At 72.8% G+C, this 21129-nt stretch carries 17 protein-coding genes and 1 tRNA gene; 10 read left to right on the top strand and 8 right to left on the bottom strand.

The genetic code is table 11. The annotated features are described in order from the left end of the window. Positions 1-183 precede the first annotated feature (183 nt). Together ACU610_RS17675 and ACU610_RS17670 are read right to left on the bottom strand one after the other, a co-directional pair. Positions 184-1371, bottom strand: coding sequence for an anti-sigma factor RsbA family regulatory protein (locus ACU610_RS17675; protein WP_446769002.1), 1188 nt, complete (start codon positions 1369-1371; stop codon positions 184-186). Further along, entirely contained in the window at positions 1368-2216 is an 849-nt protein-coding gene (locus ACU610_RS17670) for an MEDS domain-containing protein (protein WP_446769001.1), read from the bottom strand. Before ACU610_RS17670 ends, ACU610_RS17675 begins: the two co-directional genes overlap by 4 nt. Before the next feature lie 553 nt (positions 2217-2769). On the opposite strand from ACU610_RS17670, the gene ACU610_RS17665 reads away from it, so the two are divergent. Next, entirely contained in the window at positions 2770-3264 is a 495-nt protein-coding gene (locus ACU610_RS17665) for a DUF1707 SHOCT-like domain-containing protein (protein ID WP_446769000.1), read from the top strand. Between the two features lie 414 nt (positions 3265-3678). Further along, positions 3679-3751: transfer RNA gene (locus tag ACU610_RS17660), tRNA-Lys, on the top strand. A gap of 1224 nt (positions 3752-4975) precedes the next feature. Here ACU610_RS17660 and ACU610_RS17655 read toward each other — a convergent pair. Beyond that, positions 4976-5299 carry a hypothetical protein gene (locus ACU610_RS17655; protein WP_446768999.1) on the bottom strand — a complete coding sequence of 108 codons (324 nt, stop codon included), beginning with the start codon at positions 5297-5299 and terminating at the stop codon, positions 4976-4978. A 549-nt stretch (positions 5300-5848) separates the two neighbouring features. Between ACU610_RS17655 and fxsT the strand changes: the two genes are divergently transcribed. Next, entirely contained in the window at positions 5849-8707 is a 2859-nt protein-coding gene (fxsT, locus tag ACU610_RS17650; RefSeq protein ID WP_446768998.1) for an FxSxx-COOH system tetratricopeptide repeat protein, read from the top strand. 150 nt (positions 8708-8857) lie between these two features. After that, entirely contained in the window at positions 8858-9298 is a 441-nt protein-coding gene (locus ACU610_RS17645) for a heavy metal-responsive transcriptional regulator (protein ID WP_446768997.1), read from the top strand. A gap of 149 nt (positions 9299-9447) precedes the next feature. On the opposite strand, the gene ACU610_RS17640 is transcribed toward ACU610_RS17645, so the two are convergent. Further along, on the bottom strand, positions 9448-9663 hold the full coding sequence (locus ACU610_RS17640; protein ID WP_446768996.1) for a helix-turn-helix domain-containing protein: 216 nt from the start codon (positions 9661-9663) through the stop codon (positions 9448-9450). A gap of 234 nt (positions 9664-9897) precedes the next feature. Here ACU610_RS17640 and ACU610_RS17635 point away from each other — a divergent pair, with 234 nt between their 5' ends. Continuing rightward, a complete protein-coding gene (locus tag ACU610_RS17635; protein WP_446768995.1) occupies positions 9898-10206 on the top strand; it encodes a transposase in 309 nt (102 codons plus the stop codon). 285 nt (positions 10207-10491) lie between these two features. After that, a complete protein-coding gene (locus ACU610_RS17630) occupies positions 10492-11481 on the top strand; it encodes an IS481 family transposase (RefSeq protein ID WP_446768994.1) in 990 nt (329 codons plus the stop codon). Here the strand turns inward: ACU610_RS17630 and ACU610_RS17625 are convergent. Beyond that, on the bottom strand, positions 11478-13319 hold the full coding sequence (locus ACU610_RS17625; RefSeq protein WP_446768993.1) for a CHAT domain-containing protein: 1842 nt from the start codon (positions 13317-13319) through the stop codon (positions 11478-11480). The two genes, ACU610_RS17630 and ACU610_RS17625, sit on opposite strands and share 4 nt — an antisense overlap. A gap of 71 nt (positions 13320-13390) precedes the next feature. After that, positions 13391-15100, bottom strand: a complete 1710-nt coding sequence (locus ACU610_RS17620; RefSeq protein ID WP_446768992.1) for a trypsin-like peptidase domain-containing protein — start codon at positions 15098-15100, stop codon at positions 13391-13393. Positions 15101-15367: 267 nt separating this feature from the next. Between ACU610_RS17620 and ACU610_RS17615 the strand changes: the two genes are divergently transcribed. Further along, positions 15368-15784: a hypothetical protein gene (locus ACU610_RS17615; protein ID WP_446768991.1), complete on the top strand. Its 417-nt coding sequence runs from the start codon at positions 15368-15370 to the stop codon at positions 15782-15784. Between the two features lie 446 nt (positions 15785-16230). Here the strand turns inward: ACU610_RS17615 and ACU610_RS17610 are convergent, their stop codons facing one another. Further along, positions 16231-17130 (bottom strand): LysR family transcriptional regulator ArgP, encoded by a 900-nt coding sequence (locus tag ACU610_RS17610; protein ID WP_446768990.1) that lies wholly within the window; start codon positions 17128-17130, stop codon positions 16231-16233. Between the two features lie 72 nt (positions 17131-17202). On the opposite strand from ACU610_RS17610, the gene ACU610_RS17605 reads away from it, so the two are divergent. The 3 genes from ACU610_RS17605 (at position 17203) to ACU610_RS17595 (ending at position 20790) form a co-directional block, all read left to right on the top strand. Beyond that, positions 17203-17835 (top strand): LysE/ArgO family amino acid transporter, encoded by a 633-nt coding sequence (locus tag ACU610_RS17605; protein WP_446768989.1) that lies wholly within the window; start codon positions 17203-17205, stop codon positions 17833-17835. A gap of 124 nt (positions 17836-17959) precedes the next feature. Then, entirely contained in the window at positions 17960-19429 is a 1470-nt protein-coding gene (locus tag ACU610_RS17600) for a hypothetical protein (RefSeq protein WP_446768988.1), read from the top strand. 17 nt (positions 19430-19446) lie between these two features. Next, positions 19447-20790 carry a hypothetical protein gene (locus ACU610_RS17595; RefSeq protein WP_446768987.1) on the top strand — a complete coding sequence of 448 codons (1344 nt, stop codon included), beginning with the start codon at positions 19447-19449 and terminating at the stop codon, positions 20788-20790. A 37-nt stretch (positions 20791-20827) separates the two neighbouring features. Here ACU610_RS17595 and ACU610_RS17590 read toward each other — a convergent pair whose 3' ends face one another. Beyond that, a complete protein-coding gene (locus ACU610_RS17590) occupies positions 20828-21085 on the bottom strand; it encodes a hypothetical protein (RefSeq protein ID WP_446768986.1) in 258 nt (85 codons plus the stop codon). Between the last annotated feature and the right edge of the window lie 44 nt (positions 21086-21129).

Genomic DNA, 21129 nt, shown 5'->3' with positions numbered 1-21129 from the left:
GGTCACCCCGGGGGGAACGGGGCGACCGGGCCGGGGCCTGGTGCCGGGAGCGTGGGCTCGACGACGGCGGATGTGACGCTACGTAGCGCGTGCCGGAGGAACCCATCCCCCGAGCGGGTGAAACGCCGTGAGGAACCTCACGGACCGTGAGGTCCCGGATCGAGGCGGTCCCGAGGGGCTGGTCTACGGCCGGGCCGAGCCGTCGTCGAGGTCGGTGATCATCCGGCAGTGGGGGCACTGCTGGCCGGCCGGGAGGTCGCGCCAGCACAGGCCGTCGAGGGGGTGGAGGTCCACCGCGTCGACGGCCTCGCACAGCGACGAGCCGTCCCCGTCGATCGCGTGGACCGTGCCCAGGGTGGGCAGTGCACCGTGCAGCGTCCCGGCGCGGAGGGCGCAGGCGGCGGCGTCCGCGGGAGCGGCGGGCGGCGCACCGGCTCGCAGCCGCACGGTGAAGCCCCCGGCGTCGGTGATCAGGCTGGCCTCGACGCCGGTGAGCTGGTGGCTCAGCCACAACCCGAGCCCGGCGCCCGCCGAGCTCTCGGGGACGGGGACGAGACCGGTCAGCGGATCGAGGGGGCCGGGGCCGCTGTCGCGCACCCGCACGACGACCCGGTGCGGCGCGGTCCACACCCTGACCCCGACGGGCGGGCGTCCGTACGACTGCGCGTTGATGACCGCCTCGGACAACGCGAACACCAACTCGTCGAACGCGGCGGTGTCGAGGTGGCCCCGCACGGCCTCGGCGACGCGGCGCCGGGTCTGCTTCAGCGAGGCGTCGCCCAGGCAGACGCTCGGGGCGGTCGCCTCCAGCGGATCCGCGGCCGGCGGCAGGCCCTCGAACTCGGGGACGTCCTGGTAGCGCGTGCTGGTGACGGCGCCGCCGTCGGGGGTAACGAGCCGGCGGTGAGTGCGTTCCACGACGTCGCGCACGTCGTCCGGCACGGTCGTGGCGTCGTACAGGCACCGGCTCCACACCGGGTGGTGCTGCCAGACGACGTTGACGGCGGACTCGTAGCGGTCCCAGCTGGCGAACCGCCCGCCGTTGCCCTCGTGCGGGACGTCCCCGGCGATGCGGATCTGTCCGGCACCGGCTGCGACGAGCCGCTCGAACTGCTGCCGGTACGCCTCGATGGCACGTGCGGGTGAGGCGTACAGGCTCGTGTCGCCGAGGAAGGCGATCCGCTCGGGGCGGGGCAGTGCCGACCGGAGCAGGTCGCACTTGCGCTCGTCGTACCCGATGATGACCGGCTCACCGGCGGCCACCCCCTCGGTCACGAACGGGTGGATCAGGGCCAGGAACTCCGCATCGGAGGAGTAGAAGCCGGCCTCGTGGAAGTTGCCCACGTACCCGCGCGCCGCGCCCGTCCTCATGGCTCCGCTCCCACCTCGGCCAGGTGCAGATCGCGCGTCGCCAGCAGTTCCACCAGCCGGGCCGTGAACGGTGGAGCCGAGCGCAGCGACAGCGCCACCCCGTGAGCCCGGGCGTGGGCGCTGAGCGTCCGCAGCAGTCGGTGGTCGACGTACTCGACGCCGGCCATGTCGACGACGAGGACCCCGTCGTCGACCCCCGCACGGATGCGGGTGAGGAGCCGCCGGAGCACCGGAACGCTGCCCGGGTCGAACTGTCCACCGAGGCCGACGGCGCCGTCCGCGCATCCGGAGACCGTGAAACCCGTTCCTCCGGACGAGCAGGTGCGGTGCAGCGACGCCAGCTCCCTCACGGTGTCGTGCCCGAGGTCGAGCCGGTAGCCGCACAGCGCCGACAGGGGTCGGCCGGCCATGTAGCGGTCGGCCAGGAACTCGTACCGGGTCAGCGCGTCCAGGTGTGCGGGTCTGCGGACCAGCTCCGAGCCGTCCGCGCCGACCCGCAGCCCGCGGAACCCGTCGGTCAGCGCCTGCTCGGTCGCGGCCGCGTAGAGGCCGACCACCCGATCGGGATCGACGGGGAGGGTGTGCCCGTACAGGTCCTGGAGCGACGAGATCCGGACCGAGCCGTCGTCCAGCCGCCGATCGAGGTCGGGCAGGCCGGCGAGATCCGCCCGCGACTGCTCCGCGCCGCCGGGGCCGGCGTACGCCACGCGGCAGCCCGCGCGCAGCCCGTCGGCGAAGAAGGCGACCAGACGTCGGCGGTACTCCTCGACGTCGTCGTACAGGCAGCACGCATGGCCCCGTGCAGGACGGCTCGCAGCGCAGCCGGCGCTACCGCGCGGACCCACGTGCCCCTGGTACCCGCGATCCCGGTGCTCATCCAGCGATCCCCGTCCCTTTCGGGACCTGCGCGGCAACCGGCATCTCCGACTCCGCGCCCCCGGTAGCCGGCCCGACAGGCGTGGGGATGGACGCGGGTCAGGGCGCGTCGTCGAGCAGCGGCGTCGTGCGCCGACGCGGAACCCGGATGGGGATCCGCCGCCGAGGTCACCTCCCCGGTGCAGGGCAGACCGGAGGCCGCGCCGTGGCGAGCGACCAGAACCCCCAACCGGCCAGTGCCGACGAGGCGCCGGAGCGCCTGGGCCGGTCGTCCCTGCGCGAACCGTCGATGGCCAGCCTGCTGCAGACGGTGGCCGAGCAGGAGCCGCCGACGCCCACCTCGCAACCGATCCAGCACCGCTGGGCGCCTGCCAGTACGGAACGAGACGGGGCCTCTGCACGGCGCAACCGTCGCGCGGGACCTCGTGCCGTCGCGGACCCGCGCGCACCGGAACCCGCCTGGCCCCTGGGCACGGGTGCAGGCTGTGGCCCTCTCTGCGTCGCACTCCGGGAGGAGCAGCCATGCCACCCCTGATCGACCTGGACAACGCGGCCACGTCCGCACCGCGGATGCGCGCGTCGGACGCCGACCGGCTGGCCACCGTCGAACTCCTGCAGGACGCGGTGGCCCGCGGCTTGCTCACGCCGGACGAGGGCAGTGAGCGGATGGCCGACGCCTTCGCCGCCGTCCACCTGACCGACCTCGACCCGCTGACCGAGGACCTGCCGCCGGCGCCGCCCGAGCGCACGGCGCCGGGCTGGCGGTCACTCGGGACGCTCACGGTCGAGCAGGTGCGGGCTTCCCTGACCACCGCCACCGGCCGGTTGAGGGGGGCGCGTCTGGCGGTCGTGCTCCTCGCCGCCTCGCTCTTCTTCGTTCTCGCCGGCGCCCTGGGCGGCGTGGCGCTGTCCGACAGCGGTGGCGGTGGGGGCGGTGACGGCGGCTGGTACGAGCACTGGCACGACCACGGGGACGACTGGGACCACGACTGGGACCACGACTGGGACGACGACTGATCTGCTCGGTGACCCCGCCGCCGTCCGGAGATCGGTCGGGAGCACCGGTGCGCGAGGCGGCCCACCCGCTGCTGCTGCGCGACGGCGGGCGGGGCCAACGCCTCGCGTGTCCTCGGTGGCTGCTCAAACGCTGCCGAGGGCTCGGTCGAGGTCCACCGGCGTGATCAGCGCGGGGTGGGTGAACGCATGCGGGAGGATGCCCAGTGCCTCCCCCGAGTGGCCGCTCGCCCCTGTCCGTCTGCGGACACGGAGCCGCGGCCGACCCACGGGCCGTCGCAGGGCCAGGCAGCCCGTCGACTCGGGCCGAGCTGCCGTAGGCTCGCGGTACGGGCGGATCCGACCTCGGCCAGCCACGATGGGTGGGCACCACCGAGGGAGACCCCGAGGACGACACCGACCAGGACACGATCCCCCGGGCCTCTAGCTCAACTGGCAGAGCAGCGGACTTTTAATCCGCGGGTTGTGGGTTCGATCCCCACGGGGCCCACCGCCTTGACCAGCGCGTTTACCGTTCGGCGGAGTGTTGGCTGGCGGCCGCGCCTACACGGCGCCCGCACGCGCCTCCGCGCTGGATAGGCTCCTCGACACACCACGACCTTGCTCCGTCCTTATAGCGAGCCGTCCCGATAACCGTGCCTGAGGTCGCTAATCGGTGCACCAGGCCGATCACTCCCGCCAGTCCGAGCAAGAGCCCGGGACGGTATGGGCCGTCGGGCACCCCCGACCCAGCTCCGGTCCGTTGTCTTCGGGCCAGCGCTTCGGCCTGTTCACCGATCCGGCACGGGCGGCGGCTTGTGGCTGTTGGCCGAGGATGATGAGGCATCCGCTCGCGCCCCCGGCTCTACCTCTCGCAGCTGCATGTCGAATAGGTACATGTCTAGAACCGCGTCGATGCGGGTCCAGCACTCTGCGACAGCGGCGCGGTTGGCCGACGTGTCTTTCTCGTCCTGGCGGAGCCTAGCCTCAGCCAGTTGGGCGCAGGCTCGTGAGAAGTCGACACCGAGTCCGTCACATAGACTGCAACTGTTGATGTTCATGGCTCCAACCTGCGATGAGTGGCTTGATCAGGGCTTCGTCAAGGTGCACAGGGTCGGTCGGCGCACTGCATTGGACGGCGCCGGACCTTCCCGAAGGCGCTCGGACATCTCGGCGCATCGAAGTGACTCGTACAGGTCCCAGGCAGTGATCCCGCCATTGCGGCGAGCGATCTGGGCGGGTCAGGTGCCAAGCGGTGCAGAGGGGGCGGCAAGCCATTCATACCTGGCCGGGCAATCTCCACTCCCTGACCAAGCTTGCGAGCGAAAGAGAGGCCGCTAGCGGTGGCGGTCAGTACGGCCCAGGCCTACGACAGCCACGCACTGATCCCGCTGGTGCAGGCCATTCCCACCATCTACTCCCGCCGCCGGCGCTGACCGGCCAAGCTGCACGCCGACAAGGGCTACGACCACGCGCAGCTGCGCACCTGGCTGCACCGAGGGCCGATCACGCCGCGGAGCGCACGCCGCGGCATCGAAGTCAGCGGGAGGCAGGCTCCTCCGAGGATGGCGGTCGCGACCCCCGCACCACCTCGGAGGAGGCTGCCTCCCGTGCTCAGACGGAGAGACGACATCGACGTGCACGTGTCACGTCGCCGCACCACGAAGCCGAGCGCCGACGTCGCCAACCAAGCCATCGGGGCGGAGCCCGCCTAGGCTTCACCCCGATGGCTTGGTCAGGCGGTCACCTCATAAAAGAGGACGTACTTCGCGCCGGACGTGCTGAAGTCGCGCTTCTGCTCACCGGAGCCGGCCTCCCCGGACGAGAAGTGCTGAACCGGGCCGATCGGCTTGTGCCTCGAGCCGTCCCGTTCCTCCACCGTGACCGCGACGAGTTCACCCTCGCCGAACTCCTCCATGTGGTCGCAGCGCTCCGACTGGCCCTTCGCCATCTTGCGATTGAAGACCTCGACACCGTTGACGGTGACACTGATCTCGTCCTTACCGACCGCCTCCTGCTTGCGCTCGCACACGAGCTTGTTCAGGTCGAGTCGTGGCATGGTGACACTCCTTCTCGTTCTGGGCTTCCTGATGGAGCCCGGTTGGTGTGAGGGCTCTACACTCGGATTTGGGTGTAGCGCGGGAGTAGCGGGAGCGTTGCGCGGCACCGCCTGGGACGGCCGCGATAGGAATAGCCTGAGTGCATGCGGCTGGTTGTTCGCCTGCTGGGCCCGCTGAAGGTGACGTGCGGAGACCGGCCGGTGAGGAGACGACGGCGCTGGGCGCCGTGACGCAGCCTCCTCACGCTGATCTGCCCAACTCAGGTGCTCGGCTCACGACTTTGCCCCGGCCCTGAGGGTCGCAGGGCACCCGCAGTAGCCCGGACCAGCAACGCCGACTCGCCCCGTCACAGGACGGCGATCCCTGGTGAGAGAACCCCGTCCGTATCAGGAGACGGGGGAGCGGTGGAGGTATTAGGGGTAGCTGGCTGGGCCTCTGAAGGTCAGGGAAAGCGGTGTCGCCGTCGGTGCCGTCGGCTGCGACCGCTGCGGGCGGCGGCATCGTCGTCACATCACCTCGCGACGTGTCTGGGTTCAGGAGGGTGTGGTATGACGACCCTCGCCGAGAACGACGTTGCCCCAGGGCAGCCGCGGACCAAGCCAGCGCCCCTGCCCTTGGCCCAGGTCGACGAGCCCACGGTGTCGGTGCGGCTGGTGGTTCACCTGCTGGGTCCGCTGGAGGTGGCGTGCGGGGACCGACCGGTGAGGATCGGGGCGGCGAAGGAACGCCTGCTCCTGGTGCTGCTCGCTCTGAACGCCGGGCGGGTGGTCACCGCCGAGCGGCTGGTCGACGCGCTGTGGGGTGAGGAGCCCCCGGAGTCGGCGGGGGTGTCGCTGCGGGTGCTGATGTCCCGGCTGCGCAAGAGCCTGGCCGCGGCCGGCTGCGACGCGGCGATCCGCGCCCGGCCTCCGGGGTATGTGCTGGCCGGCGAGGGCGTGGACGTCGACGTGGACCGCTTTCAGGCGCTGGCCGCCCGGGGTAGCGCGCAGCTGTCGGCCGGATCGGCCCGCGCCGCGGCGGCGACCCTGCGCGCCGCGCTGGCGCTGTGGCGCGGTGACCGGCTGGCCGAGTCGTCGGAGACGCGGCTGGGCGGAGAGGCGGCCCGGCTGGCCGAGGCGCGGCTGGCGGCGGTGGAGGCGCGCGTGGAGGCCGATCTGGCCTGCGGCCGGCACGCCGAGCTGGTCGGCGAGCTGGAGGAGCTGTGCCGCGCCCACCCACTGCGGGAGCGGCTGTGGGCCCAACGGATGCTGGCGCTGTACCGGTGCGGCCGGCAGGCCGACGCGCTGGCCGCCGGCCAGCAGTTGCGCACCATCCTCGCCGAGGAACTCGGCCTGGACCCGGGCAGCGAGCTGCGCCGGCTGGAGACCGCGATCCTGGCCCAGGACCCGGCGCTCGGCCCGCCGCCGGCCGCCCGGCAGCCGCGGGTGTGGAGCGCGCCGGCCCGCAATCCGCACTTCACCGGCCGGGCCGGCCTGCTCGAGCAGCTGCACCAGCGGTTGGCCGCGGGCGAACCGACGCTGGTGGTGCAGGCGCTGCACGGGCTGGGCGGGGTGGGCAAGACCCAGCTGGCGATCGAGTACGCGCACCGCTTCGCCGCCGACTACGACCTGGTCTGGTGGATCGACGCCGAACAACCAGTCCTGATCCCCGGCCAGCTGGCCGCCCTCGCCGCCCGGCTCGACCTCCCCCCCGGGCCGACGGTCGCCGACACCGTCGACCGGCTGCTCGCGGAGCTGCGCGGCCGGGTCCGCTGGTTGCTGATCTTCGACAACGCCGAACGCCCGGCCGACATCGCCGACTACCGGCCCGGCGGGGCCGGGCACGTGCTGATCACCTCCCGCTCCCCCGGCTGGGGGGCGCTGGGCGGGCGGCTGGAGGTCGACGTGCTGCCCCGGGCGGAGACGATCGCGCTGCTGCGGGCCCGGATCCCGGGCATGAGCGAGGAGCTGGCCGACAAGCTCGCCGCCGAACTCGGCGACCTGCCGCTGGCCGCCGCGCAGGCCGCCGGCTATCTGGAGCAGACCGCCCTGCCGCCCGCGGACTATCTGCGCCGCTTCCGCACCCGCCGCGCCGGCCTGCTCGCCCGCGGCGACGTGGTCGGCTACTCGGGGCGGGTCGACACCACCTGGGCGCTGTCCCTGGAGCGGCTGCGCGACCAGGACCCGGCCGCGGTGCAGCTGCTGCAGCTGGCCGCCTTCCTCGCCCCCGAACCCATTCCGCTGTCCCTGTTCGGCGAGCACGCCGAGCTGCTGGAGGAGCCGCTGCGGACCACCGCCGCCGACCCCGACGCCCTGGCCGACACCGTCGGCGCGCTGGTCGGCTACTCCCTGGCCCGCCGCTCCCCCGGCGGCTTCCAGATCCACCGGCTGGTGGCCGCGGTGATCCGCCACCGGCTACCTCCCGCCCGGCAGCAGGCCACCGAACAGTGGGTGGTGGCGCTGCTGGCCGCCGCCTCCCCCGGCGCCCCGGACGATCCCGCCAGCTGGGACGCCTACGCCGAGCTCGCGCCGCACGTGCTCGCCACCGCCCCACAGGGGGACCCCTCTCCCGCCGGTCGTCGACTGGTCCTGGACACCGCCCGCTATCTGCACGCCCATGGCGACAGCTCCGGCAGCCGGGCCGTCTGCGAACAGCTGCTCGACCGCTGGGGCGCACTCCTCGACCCCGACCATCCCGACACCCTGGCCGCCGCCAGCACCCTGATCCTCGCCCTGTTCTCGGTCGGCGAGGTGGAGCCGGCCCGCGCCCTGGGCCAGGACATCCTGCAGCGCTGCCGCCGGATCCTCGGCCCCGACCACGCCACCACCCTGTGGATGGCGGCCAACCTGACCGTCACCCGAACCTTGATGGGCGCCTCGGCCGGCGACATGGAGCCGGCCCGGGCCCTGGGCGAGGAGACCCTGCAGCGCTGCCACCGGGTCCTCGGCCCCGACCACACCACCACCCTGATGACGGCGGCCGCCTTGACCGGTGCCCGGGCCTTGGTGGGCGAGCCGGAGCCGGCCCGGGCCCTGGGCGAGGACACCCTGCAGCGCTGCCACCGCATGTTCGGCCCAGACAAGGCGGCCGCCCTGGTGGCGGCGATCAACCTGACCCTCGCCCTGGTCCGGCTGGGCGAGGCCGAGTCGGCCCGCGCCCTGGGCCAGGACACCCTGCAGCGCTGCCGCCGGATCCTCGGCCCCGACAACCCGCTCACCCTGGCGGCAGCGACCAACCTGACCCTCGCCCTGGTCCGGCTGGGCGAGGCCGAGCCGGCTCGCTCCCTCGGCCAGGACACCCTGCAGCGCTCCCACCGGGTCCTCGGCCCAGACCATGTCTTCACGCAGTACCTGACGCACGCCGCAACCACCTGTCACGTGGTGCTCGGTGATCACACTCCCGCCGACCGCTCGCGCCGGCCACTGTGAACGTTCCATCCCCCGTCTGAACCGCGTCGAGATCGGAACGCTGGATGCAGGGGCCTCCTGCCTGCTCCCGAGGGCGCCGACGCCTGCTGCTCGGGATGGTCGACTCGCGGGTTGACCTTGGACCACGGTCCAAGGTCTAGCGTCCGTCGCATGACCACCACGGCGGCACGGGGACTGCGGGTCGCGGAGCTGGCGACGGCCGCGGGCGTGCGGCCGGACACCATCCGCTACTACGAGCGGGCCGGTCTGCTGCCGGCGCCCGAGCGCACCGCCGCGGGCTACCGCAGCTACGACGCCGGCGCGCTCGACCGGCTGAGGTTCATCCAGGGCGCCCAGCGCCTCGGCCTGCGCCTGGCCGACATCCGCACACTGCTGGCCGTCCGCGACACCGGCACCTGCCCCTGCGAGCCCGCCGAGGACCTGCTGCGCAGGCGCCTCGCCGAGATCGATGCCGAGATCGCCCGACTGACGGCACTGCGCGCCGAGATGACGGCCATGGCCGACGCCCTGCCCACCGCCTCCTGTCCCCCACCGAGCCCCGGCACGTGGTGCCCACCCGCGGAGGGAGGTGACTCCCCATGCTCGAGCTGACGTGTGACTGCGGTTCTGACTGCTGCGACGAGACCTGCGACTGCGAATGCTGACCGCCGCGCCGGACTGACAGACGGCTCCCGGGCCCGGGACCGGGCAGCCGTCGGGACGCCGGTTCGCCGCTGGCGGCCCGCCCTGGGGGGACCGATCTATCGATGGGGTGACTGGGCCTGCTGCTGTTCGGTCACCCAGCGGTCTACGTCCTGGCGCCGGTAGACCACGCGCCGGCCGAGGCGAAAGCCGTCTGGCCCGACGCCGAGGTGCCGCCAGTACCGCAGCGTGGTCACCGGGATGCGAAGGACGGCCGCGGCCTCCTGCACAGTCAGCAGCTCGGCCGCCGCAGTTCGGATGTAGTTGCCTTGCACGGTCAGATGTCTCCGCGTGGATGTGTTGGCCGATTCGATCTACGGCACCGCAGCGATGCTGGCCGCGCTGGCCGCCGCCGGACACCGCGCTGATCAAGCCCTGGCCGCCCCGCTCACTCATCCCGGGCGGGGTCACCGCCGCCGATTTCGTCGTCGACGAGGCCGCCGGCACGCTGACCTGCCCGGCCGGAGGCACCGTGCGGTTCACCCCGGTCAAGCGCGTCGTCCGGTTCGGTGAGCGGTGCACCGGCTGCCCGCTGCGTGCCCGCTGCACACCCGCGCCGCGGCCGCAGCGTTGTGCTGGGCGAGCACGACGCTCTGCAACGCGCGCACCGTGCGCGGGCCGCTCGGCCGGACTTCCAAGCCGCTTACCGCCGGCACCGCCCGATGGTCGAGCGCAGCATCGCCTGGCTGACCCGCGGCGCCCGCCGAGTTCCCTACCGCGGAGTGACGAACAACGACGCCTGGCTTCATCTGCGCGCCGCCGCGATCGATCTCCGCCGCGTGCTCACCCTCGGACTCACCGGCGCCGACCGGCAGTGAGTTCTCGCCAACCACGCGACCCCTTGACCGGTCGCCGGGACCGCAGCACCGTGAACCCGGGCAGGGCGACCTCTCTGTCGCACCTACGGGTGCTGACCTCACTGCAGCGCAGACTGCCGCGAGGCGCCCTGCCCCATATTTAGCAGGCTCCTAGCTGTAGTGACCGGAGACGTTGGTTGTGCGATCCCGCTTGCGATCAGCGGTGAGCGACTGACTGGGTGAGGAGGACCTCCTGGCGGAGGGTGGAGCTACCACGGCAACCGCCCACCGGCCCAGGAGGTCCTCGTGCTCCACGCTAATGCCGCTCTTACTCCGCGCCAGCGTCTGCGCCTGGCCCGGCTGGTGGTCGAGGACGGCTGGCCGGTGGCTTATGCCGCCCGGTTCTTCAGCGTCTCGTGGCCGATCGCTGACCGCTGGGCCCGCCGCTATCGGGCCGAGGGCAAGGCCGGCATGGCCGACCGCTCCAGCCGGCCGCACGCCAGCCCGGGCAAGACCAGCCCGCCGATCACCAAGCGGATCGTGTCGCTACGGCTGCGCAAACGCTGGGGCGCGGTCCGCCTGGCCGCCGAGACCGGGGTGGCGCCTTCCACCGCCGGGGCGGTGCTGCGCCGCTGCCGGATCAGCCGGCTGTCCCGGCTCGAGCGCCGCGACCAGCCGCCGGTCCGCTACGAGCGCCCCGCCCCCGGTGAGCTGCTGCACGCCGATGTGAAGAAGCTGGGCAACATCCCCGCCGGTGGTGGCTGGCGCTTCCTCGGCCACCAGCAGGGCAAGGCCAACCGCACCGCCGATGGCGGGCGAGCCCGCAGCCGCCATCGCAACCCGCTGATGGGACACGCCTTCGTCCACGTCGTGCTCGATGACTACAGCCGGGTGGCCTACGCCGAGATCTGCGACGACGAGACCGGCCCGACCGCCGCCGGCGTGCTGCGCCGGGCGAGCGCCTGGTTCGCCGCCCGCGGCGTGACCGCCCGCCGGGTGCTCACCGACAACGGCGGCTGCTACCGCGGCCGCGACTGGGCCGGCGCCTGCACCGCACTGGGCATCACGCCCAAGCGCACCCGGCCCTACCGGCCGCAGACCAACGGCAAGGCCGAACGCTTCAACCGCACCATGACCAGCGAGTGGGCCTTCGCCCAGCTGTTCACCAGCGAGGCCGACCGCAGGGCCGCTTTTCCTGGTTGGCTACATGCCTACAACCACCATCGGCCCCACACCGGCATCGGCGGCCACCCGCCCATCAGCCGCTTGACCAACCTCCCCGGTCAATACACCTAGCCCACCTGCACACGCACGTTGTAGTGCCCGGTGTTGTCGTCGTAGCTCCGGTCGTTGACGCACAGGAACAGTTCGCCGTCGGCCGGCGCCGTGAGGGAGGCGCTCTCCCCGACTCGAAACGGCTCTGCTCCGCCGATGCGCGCGATCAGGGCACCGGGGGCGGCCTCCTGGGTGACCGGAATCGCGCCGGCCGCCCCCTCGGTCCCGTCCGGTCCCGTGGTGACGCCTTGCGACAGGCTTGCTTCGCCGTCCGCCTCGATCGTCAGCTGCTGGCCCGCCCGGAGCTCGATGCCCGTTCTGGTCCATCCGCTGTCAGCAGCCACCGGGACCGTCGTTGGCGGCCCCGGTTCCGATTCGCCCGAGAGCAGCTGCTGCAGGCCGATCACAGCAGCAACGACGACGGTGCCGACGGCACCGGCCAGCGCGCGCCGGCCGCGTGCCACCGCTCGTAGGCGGCTGACCGGGGGCGTGCTCGGTCTCGGCGCCGGTGTCACGGGGGCGCCGGTGGGAGCTTGCGCCGGAGCGCGAGACCGGTTGCCGACCACCGGGGTGGTCCCGTGCGTGACCCGTTGCGTGGGTGCACCGGGGGGATGAGGAATCGTCCGTCGGTCGGGCACGCGGTCGCCGCGCCTCGTCTCCGGGGGATCCCGACGGTCGTCCGGTGGCCGCTTGCGGGGTTGCAGTCCGGGTTTCGGGAGTTGGGCCTCCTCGGTCCCGGTCGCAGGGACGGGCGCCTTGACATCGAAGATCCGGCCGTCGCGCTGACGGAGGAACAGCACCGGGATGCCCCACTCGAGGCTGTTCGGCCGGGACAGGCAGACCGACAGGCGTGCGTCACGCACGGCGATGTCCACCGGCTCACCCGCGGCGACGGCCTCGTAGAAGGACCGGGTGAACTCGACTGCGGCCGAGTCCGAGATCTCGAACTGCATGGCGAGCACCGCGGGGACGCCGCGCCGCACGAGAGCCGCGGCGGCGCTGGAGAAGAGGTCGTTGTCGCTGCCCGCGGCCGAATCGCAGGAGTTCAGCATGACCAGCCGCAGCGCGTGGTGGGGGCTGAGCAATTGCGCGAGGTGGCTGGCGCGGAGCTGGTAGTTCTCCCCGCCGTCACCCGGGAGGTAGAACACCCCCTCACCGGCGACGGGGTCGAAGCCGCCGTGACCGATGAAGTGGACGACGTGCCAGCTGCCGGTGCTCAGTGTGTGCAGCAGGTCCCGCCAGGTCTCGCCGGGCACCCACCCGAGGTGGACGCCGCCATCTCGGATGAGCGGGGCCAGTGCACGGTGCAGGTGGGCCTTCTCCCCGTCGACGTCGAGGGCGTCGTAGCCGGCGGGCCGGGCGACCATCCCGAGGATGCGCAACGGCCCGGTGACGCGCAGGGGGCGGACGGGCTCGAGGATCTCCGGGTAGCGGACCAGCGGCATGCTCAGCGAGAGGTAGTCGTCACGCCGCGCGTCGTACATGAACTCCCAGGGCAGGACGGCGAGCTCGGGCGGGCGGATCCGGAGCACCAGACGCACGCGCACATCCCGGTGGACCGCCTGCTGCCGGGTCATGTCGAACAGGAGCCGGACGTCACCGGTGAACAACCGGTCGAACAGCTCGGCGCCGAGCCGCTGCACTGGTCGCTCGTCGCGTGCGGGAACCCGTCTGGTCGTGGCGGCGGACCGCAGCAGCGTGAGCCGCAGCCGCTCCAGCTGCCGCTCGACGCCCAGATCCTCGAGCCGGAACTCGACCTCGGACCCGGACTCGCCGCCGATTGTCGACCTGGCCTCCACCCGATAGTTGCCGTCCCGCCCGGTCACCTCGAGCTCCAGCTCGACGTCGTCCGTGTCCATCGGCACCTCCTCCATGTGGCCGCCGTGCCCCCGTGCCGGCGCCGGACGCCGGCACGGGGGCGACTCGAGGGCTACTCGGACCGGCGCAAGCCGGCGCCGCACTGAGAGCAGAAGGCGTCGTCGGGTTCGTGCCGCGTGCCACACGACCGGCAGAACTGTCCGGCCGACCGAGTCACGACCGACCCTGGTGCCAGGTGCAGAGCGGCGGCTGCCGTCTCGCCACGGTTCACGGGTCGACCGTTCGCGGTATCGACCGACGGGACGTCCCACTCCGAGGAGTGCCCGTCCGGGTTCGCGTCGGACTCGCTCCCGACGTCGGCGGCCGCCGGGGCCGGGTCGGCCTCGCTCCCGACGTCGGCGTCCGCCGGGGCCGGGTCGTCGGGTGTCGCCGTGCCGTGGCTCGGCACCAGATCAGGCGCGGGCGAGGCGTTCTCCTGCTCCCGCCGCCTCCGGCGTCGCCGGAGCACGAGGCCGACGGTCGTCAGCCCGAGGACCACGGCGGCAAGCCCTCCTCCGATCGCGATCGTGCTCGCGGAGAACGGCGTCGTGGGCGCCCGCTGTGTCGTGGTGTCGGCCGGCCTCTGCTGGTCGCCGAACTGCTCCCGTCGCTGCGCCGCGTCGACCTTCTTGTCAGCCACCGACGGTAGGTCAGGGACGAGCAGCAGGACCTGTTCGAAGTTGCTGATCGCGTCGCTGTACTGGCCGGCGTAGTAGGCGGTGAGTCCCTGGCGGTACAGCTCGTCCACCCGCCCCGGGGTGTTGTCGATCCGGTCCCCGAAGTTCTCCAGCACCAGGGATGAGGGGACGATGAAGTGGGTGGCCTCCTTCACCACGGTGCTCGACAGGCCGACCACCTGGCCCTGCAGGTTGCTGACCGGCCCGCCGCTCATACCCGGGGACGGTGTGGCGCTGGTTGCGTAGAACTGGTTGGCCGCGCTGTGCTGGCCCTCGGTGTTGACGGACTCGATGATGCCCTGGCGGTTCGTCAGCGCGAGGCCACCGCTCTGGCCGGGGTAGGCGAGGTCGAGGGGGTAGCCGATCGCGACGACCTCCTGCCCGACCTGCACCTCGGCCTCGGGGGCGAGCTCGGCCACTGGGAGGTTCGTTGCCTGGATCTTGATCAGCCCCACGTCGCCCTGGCTGGCCGACTTGACGGCCAGCACGTTGGCCTCTACGCCGCTCGGGGCCGCCGCCGGGTCACTGGTCCACGGTGCTGGACCACCACCGAATGTGACGTAGACCCGACGATCCGGCGGGGAGTCGGGAAGGGAGCCCCTGACCCGCCACTCCCAGGCCCCGGTGACGACCTCGTTCAGGATCTCGGCGCCCTGGGTTTCCGTCAGGACCCCCGCGGCGACGTAGTCTTGGATCAGGTAGTCGACTGCTTCGCGTCTTGCCCCACTCTCGTCCCAGCTGTCGTCCACGCAGTGGCCCGCGGTCACGAGGAGTCCGTCGGAGTCGACCACGACGGCGCTACACCCTGTTGTCCAGGTCACCGGCTCCCATGTCTCGCCGTCGAAGGAGACGTTCGCCGACCAGTCGACCCGGACGAACGCCGTCGCCGGCGCGACGAGATCGGACGCGCGACCTTCCGGGGTGACGCTCGGCAGGGGGTCGGCGGTGGGGCTGGGCGCCGGAGTGGCTTCGTCTGTGGCAGCCGCGGTACTGCCCAGCGTGGCGGTGGCCGCGACGAGGACGGCCGCGGTGACCGCGGCGGCGCGTTGGGCCAGCCGCCGGAGCCGTCGAGGGACCGGATGGTGATGGAGAGGTGGAGTGGTCACGGTGTCTCCTCGCAAGGTGGGTGACGCTGCCTGCGGGACGGCAGCTCGACAGTCCCGAGCGACGGAGAGCGCAGTAAGTACCGGCGACTCGTAAGGGTCTGGTTACATTTGGGTTACGGTCCTTCTCCTGCGGATGCCGTGTCGGCCCTGTACGGGTCGGCCGGACCAGAGGCAGGATGACCGCGGGTGACGACCGGCGACCCGGCGCCATCCCCGCCATCGCCCCGGTACCCGTACGGAGGGCCCGAGTTGGACGCCCACCTGCTCGTGGATCGCAGGCTGAGCCCCGACGACCTGGAGGACATCGAACAGGCGTTCCGCGCCGCGGGCCTGCGTCCCACCGTGTACCGGACCCCGGCGCGACGGGGGCTGGAGGAGCTCAACTGGCTCGTCATCGCGGCCGTACCGTTGTCGTCGTTCCTCACCACCATGGGGACGAAGCTGGCCGAGGACTCCTACAAGGAGCTGCGCCAGCTCGCCCACCGGGTGTTCGGGAGGGCGCCGGCGTCGAAGGCGTCCACCCTCGTCCTGGAGGACCAGGACACGGGCACCCAGGTCGTCCTGGAACCCGACCTCTCCGACAAGGGCTACCAAGCTCTGTTCGAGACCGACTTCGCCCGCTACAGCGGCGACACGGTGCGCTACGACCCCACCCATGAACGGTGGATCCGGTCGAATGGGTGATGAAGAGCAGGCTGCGGCCCCGCTCTCCGCCCGACGCCACCGCTGGCGCGCCTCGGGTCCCTGAGTCAGCAGCAGCCCACATCGGATTGCACGGACGAGCGGCACCACTTCGGCGTGCGTCCAGATGGCGACAGTCCGCCCGTTCCGTGCGCAATGGCGACCGGCTGTGGTGACTCGGCCTCCCTGCAGATGGACAGGCCTGCTTCGGCACACAGCGTCGGGTCATGTGGTCGCAATGTGGTCGCGGACTGCGCGCCACCCGAGGTGAGGCGACAACGCTGGTCAACACCGTTCGCGGCCTGGACCAGCATGGACGGCGTCAGACATCACCTGCCTGCTGACACCTCTGGACCAGGGCTTTGATCCGCGGGCGTGGGTTCGATCCCCACGGGACCACGCTGGACTCATCTGACCGGCACTTTCCTGGGCAGCCGCTGCGGGGCCGATCAGCGCCTGGACTCGCCCAGCTGGTCCAGCTCGCGGCCGGCGGCTGCCAGCACGGCGTCGCGGACGCGGTCGAGCGTGGCGGAGCGCAGCCGCCACTGCTGCCAGTGCAGGACGACGTCCACCGCGCCGGCCGGGTCGAGGGCGACCAGCTCCGCCGTCACTGCGCGCGCCTGGAGGTCGGGCACCATGCCCCAGCCCAGGCCGAGGGTGACGGCGGCGACGAAGTCCGCCGCGGCAGGTACGTAGTGCACCGGTGGGGCGACGTCGCTGCCGGCCCGCGCGTGCAGATAGCGGTGCTGCAGGTCGTCCCTGCGGTCGAAGACGACGACCGGGGCACGGGCGAGCGCCTCGGTGGTGGGGCCGGCGGGGAACCACTGCCGCGCGAAGCCCGGGGTGGCCATCGGCCGGTAGCGCATGCCGCCCAGGCGGGTGGAGCTGCAGCCGGGCACCGGCTCGGCCTGCGCGGTCACCGCCGCCATGACCGTGCCGGCGCGCAGCAGGGTGCTGGTGTGCTCCTGGTCCTCGCGGTACAGGTCGAAGCAGACGTCGCCGGCCAGCGGAGCCAGCGCCGGCAGCACCCAGGTGGCCATCGAGTCGGCGTTCACCGCGATCGGCAGCGTGGGCACGCGCTCGGGCGACGCCTCGCCGCCGAGCTCGCGGGCGATGTCGGCGGTGAGCAGATCGACCTGCCGGGCGAGGCGGAGCACCGCCTGTCCGGACTCGGTGACCTGCACCGGCTTCGTCCGTACCACCAGGATCCGCCCGGTCGCGACCTCCAGCGCGCGCAGCCGCTGACTGATCGCTGACGGGGTGACGTGCAGCGCCCGGGCGGCGGCCTCCAGCGTGCCCTCGCGGACGGTGGCGTCCAGCGCTTGCAGCTGGGCCAGGTCCAGGTCCATGAACAGCAAGGCTAATGGTGCGTCAGAATCATGAGCTGGACTGTCCACGGATCGCTTTCTAGCGTCGGCGGTGTGCTGACCACTCCCGCGCTGCTCGCCGTCGCGTCCGGGCTCGCGCTGGGCCTGGGATTGATCGTCGTGATCGGCGCCCAGAACGCCTTCGTCCTGCGGCAGGGCCTCCGCCTCGAGCACGTGGCCGCGGTGGTGGCGGTGTGCGCCCTGTCCGACGTCGCGCTGATCGTCGCCGGTGTGCTGGGCGCCGGCGCGGCCCTGTCGTGGGTGCCGTGGCTCATCCCGGTGGTGTGCTTCGCCGGGGCGGTGTTCCTGCTCGGCTACGGCGTGCTGGCCGCACGACGGGCGTTGCGTCCCGGCGCGCTGCTCCTCGACGCCGCCGGCCCTCGCACCGGGCTCGCGGTGACCGTCGGCACCTGCCTGGCGCTGACCTGGCTCAACCCGCACGTGTACCTGGACACGGTGGTGCTGCTCGGCTCGATGGCCTCCACCTACGGCGAGCACCGGTGGCAGTTCGCCGCCGGTGCGGGTCTGGGCAGCGTCGTCTGGTTCACCGGTCTGGGCTACGGCGCCCGACTGCTGCGGCCGGTGTTCGCGCGCCCGGGGGCCTGGCGGGTCCTCGACGGCGTCATCGCCGTCGTCATGGCGGCGCTCGCCGTCTCCCTGACCGTCCGGGGCGTCAGCGGGACCTGAGTCCGGCGGCGGCCTGCGTGCCGACGTCCTCACCGACGGGGAGACCCGCCCGGGAGCGCCGATCCCCTCCGTGTGACCGGAACCCGGCCCCATTGCCACACGGTTTCGCAGAGATCTACCGTCCGTGACGGAGGGGATCGGGTTGACCGGTGCCGCGACACGGGACGACCTGCTCGTGCTCAACGGGATCGACGTCGACACGGGCGACTACCTCACGCCGGGGTTGGCACTGGCCGACGTGGCCAGTGCCCTGCGCGGCGACCCGAGCTCCCTCCCGGGGGCGCGCGAGCTGCGACGGCGCCGGCAGGTCGACGAGGACCACCTCGGGGTCGTCTACGGGCGGGATCCGCAGGACCTCTCATCGGTCGGCTGGGGTGTGGTGGCCCCGCCGGATCTCGACCCCGCGGTGCTCGAGGCCCTGGCACCCCTCCTGCGGCTGCGGGAGGAGCAGGCCGGCGACCTGTTCCGGCGCCTCGAACTGCGCCCCGGTGAGGACAAGGACGACTTCCTGGCCCGCCACGGCATGGGGCCCTCGGTCGTCGACCCCCGCAAGGTCCCGTACTACCTGCTGCTCCTGGGATCTCCGGACCAGGTGCCGTTCGACGTCCAGTACCAGCTGGGCGTGTCCTACGCCGTCGGGCGCGTGGACCTCGCGGACCCCGAGGCCTGCGCCGCCTACGCGGCGACCGTCGTGGCCGCCGAGCGGATCCTCGACGTCCCGGCCGAGGCCGGCTCCGAGCCCACAGCCCGCCGGCTCCACCTCTTCGCCACCCGGCACCCCGGGGACGTGCCCACGGCGCTGAGTGCCTCGCGGCTCGTGGAGCCGCTGCACGGGGAGCTGCGGGAGAGCGCGCGCGCCTGGCAGGTCGGCATCGACCTCGGGTCGGGCGCCACGCGTGCTCGGCTGGAGGACCTCCTGACCGGCCCCGAGGCCCCGGACCTGCTCTTCACGGCCAGCCACGGCGTCGGGGGGAGGGGAGCGGGCCGCGACCTCGCCGGCGCGCTGCTCTGCCAGGACTGGCCGGGCCCCCTCGCCGCTCGCGGTCCCGTCGACGAGGCGCAGTACCTGGCCGCGCACCACCTCTCCGCCCGGAGTCCGATCGGACCGAGGGTCGTCTTCGCCTTCGCCTGTTTCGGGGCGGGCACACCGCACGTGTCCGACTACCCGGGTGGTCCGGACGGCGACGGGGAGCTGGCCGCCACGGGGTTCACCGCGCGACTCCCACAGCGGCTGCTGGGGTCGCCCGCCGGCGGGGCCCTGGCCTTCGTCGGCCACGTGGACCGGGCCTGGAGCTGCTCGTTCCTCTGGAAGGGGCTGGCCGCGCAGGTCACGCCGTTCCAGAGCACCCTGCTGGCCCTGATGGACGGCGCCCGCCTGGGCTGGGCCATGGAGAGCCTCACCTCCCGGTACGCGGAGATCGCCACCGAGCTCGCTCTCCGCATGGAGGGGCTGCGGAGGTACGGCAAGCGCATCGACGACGCCGACCTGGTCGGCCTGTGGACGGCGACGCACGACGCCCGCGCCTACGTGGTGCTCGGTGACCCGGCCGTCCGGGTGGCGCCGCGTGGCCGCGCCGGGCTGGTCGCGGGCTGACGCGGACGGAGGACCTCGTGGGAGCCGAGCCGGTGCCGGGGCGCGAGGACCGCTACCACCTGGTGGCGTTCGACGCTGCCGGGAACGAACGGCCCGAGGCCACCGGCCCGTACAGCCGGGTGCTCGCCGCCCAGCTCGCGCGGCAGGCTCCCACGGACGTCTTCGTCCTCAGCCACGGGTGGATGGGCGACGTGCCCGCCGCTCGCCGCCAGTACGGTGCCTGGGTCGCGGCCATGGCCGGGTGCCCGGAGGACCGGGCCGCCGCCGAGGCCCGTCCCGGTGGCTTCCGCCCGGTCGTCGTCGGCGTCCACTGGCCCAGCCGGGCGTGGGGGGACGAGGACCTCGGCTCGGCGTCCTTCGCCGTCCCCATCGGCGACGCCGGTGCCCCGGAGGCCGGGCAGGTCGACGGGGTGGCCCGGATCGTGGACTCCTCGGCCGCCGCCCTCGGCGACACCCCCGCGGTCCGGGACACCATCCGCGTCATCGCGGACTCGGCGCTCGACGACCCCGTCCCGGTCACGTTGCCCGGACCGGTGCGCGAGGCCTACCAGCGGTTGGACGCCGCGCTGGGTCCGGGCGCCGACGGGGAGGGCGCCCCGCCCGGGGACGACCGCGTCCCCTTCGACCCGGAGGCGGTCTACCAGGCCTGCCTGGTGGACGAGTTGGCCTCCTTCGGCGGCACCTCCCTCGGCGGCGTGCTCGCCCCTCTGCGGGTGATCACCTTCTGGCACATGAAGCGACGGGCACGGGACGTCGGCGCCGGCGGTGTGGCCGACCTGCTCACCCGCCTGCAGGAGGCGGCGCCGGGCGCGCGGTTCCACCTCATGGGCCACAGCTTCGGCTGCATCGTCGTCTCCTCGGCCGTGGCCGGCCGAGGACCGGCAGGACGTCGCCCGGTCGCCTCCCTGGCCCTGGTGCAGGGAGCGATGTCGCTGTGGTCCTTCTGCGCGGCCATCCCCGCCGCACCGGAGCGGAGCGGCTACTTCCACCGCGTCCTCGCCGACGAGCTGGTCACGGGGCCCGTGGTGGTCACCACCTCGGTGCACGACCGCGCGGTGCGCTCCTTCTACCCCATCGGCGCGGGGGCACGTGGCCAGGTCGACTACCTGCCCGACCGGCTGCCGACCTACGGTGCCATCGGCGCCTTCGGGGTGCGGGGGCCCGGCATCCAGGTCGTGGACGACGACCTGCGGGCGGTCGACCAGTGCTACGACCTGCAGCCCGGTGTCGTGCACGACCTGCGCGGGGACGACGTCATCCGGGACAGCGCGGGAGTGATGGGGGCGCACAGCGACATCGCCAAACCGCCCGTCGCGCACGCTGTCTGGCAGGCGGTGCTGGCCGTCCGTGCCGGGGGGTGAGCGTCCTACCCGGATCCCGTGTCGCCCGACGTACCGCTCACAGGAGGACGTACAGGTCGTACCCACCACCCGGACGAGGACGACACTCCCAGGGAGCGCGATAGGGGTTGGTGGGTCCCGCGGCCAGGCAGGCGGCCTGGGTGGGATAGGTCGCGTAGAACGTCCACCCGGCCGCGACCGTCGAGACGGCGGCGGACGAGGGATCGGCCGCGTACACCGGAGTGGCCGCGAGAGCCGGGACCAGGGCCGCACCGGCGAGCAGCACCGCGGCCGTGGAGCGTCGAAGGTGGAGCATCGTCCTTCCCTCCTTCGTCGATCTCCTCATGGGTTCATCGCTCA

The organism is Geodermatophilus sp. URMC 61 (genome assembly GCF_052931555.1).
The sequence above is the reverse complement of the archived record's forward strand: the minus strand, read 5'-3'. Positions and strand labels throughout refer to the sequence as shown.

What these genes read in the sequence shown, in the direction of transcription:
- ACU610_RS17645 (WP_446768997.1), top strand. Translation starts at nt 8,858, where the DNA reads ATGACCACCACGGCGGCACGGGGACTGCGGGTCGCGGAGCTGGCGACG.
- ACU610_RS17665 (WP_446769000.1), top strand. Translation starts at nt 2,770, where the DNA reads ATGCCACCCCTGATCGACCTGGACAACGCGGCCACGTCCGCACCGCGG.
- ACU610_RS17675 (WP_446769002.1), bottom strand. Translation starts at nt 1,371, where the DNA reads ATGAGGACGGGCGCGGCGCGCGGGTACGTGGGCAACTTCCACGAGGCC.
- ACU610_RS17610 (WP_446768990.1), bottom strand. Translation starts at nt 17,130, where the DNA reads ATGGACCTGGACCTGGCCCAGCTGCAAGCGCTGGACGCCACCGTCCGC.
- ACU610_RS17625 (WP_446768993.1), bottom strand. Translation starts at nt 13,319, where the DNA reads ATGGACACGGACGACGTCGAGCTGGAGCTCGAGGTGACCGGGCGGGAC.
- ACU610_RS17590 (WP_446768986.1), bottom strand. Translation starts at nt 21,085, where the DNA reads ATGCTCCACCTTCGACGCTCCACGGCCGCGGTGCTGCTCGCCGGTGCG.
- ACU610_RS17655 (WP_446768999.1), bottom strand. Translation starts at nt 5,299, where the DNA reads ATGCCACGACTCGACCTGAACAAGCTCGTGTGCGAGCGCAAGCAGGAG.
- fxsT (WP_446768998.1), top strand. Translation starts at nt 5,849, where the DNA reads ATGACGACCCTCGCCGAGAACGACGTTGCCCCAGGGCAGCCGCGGACC.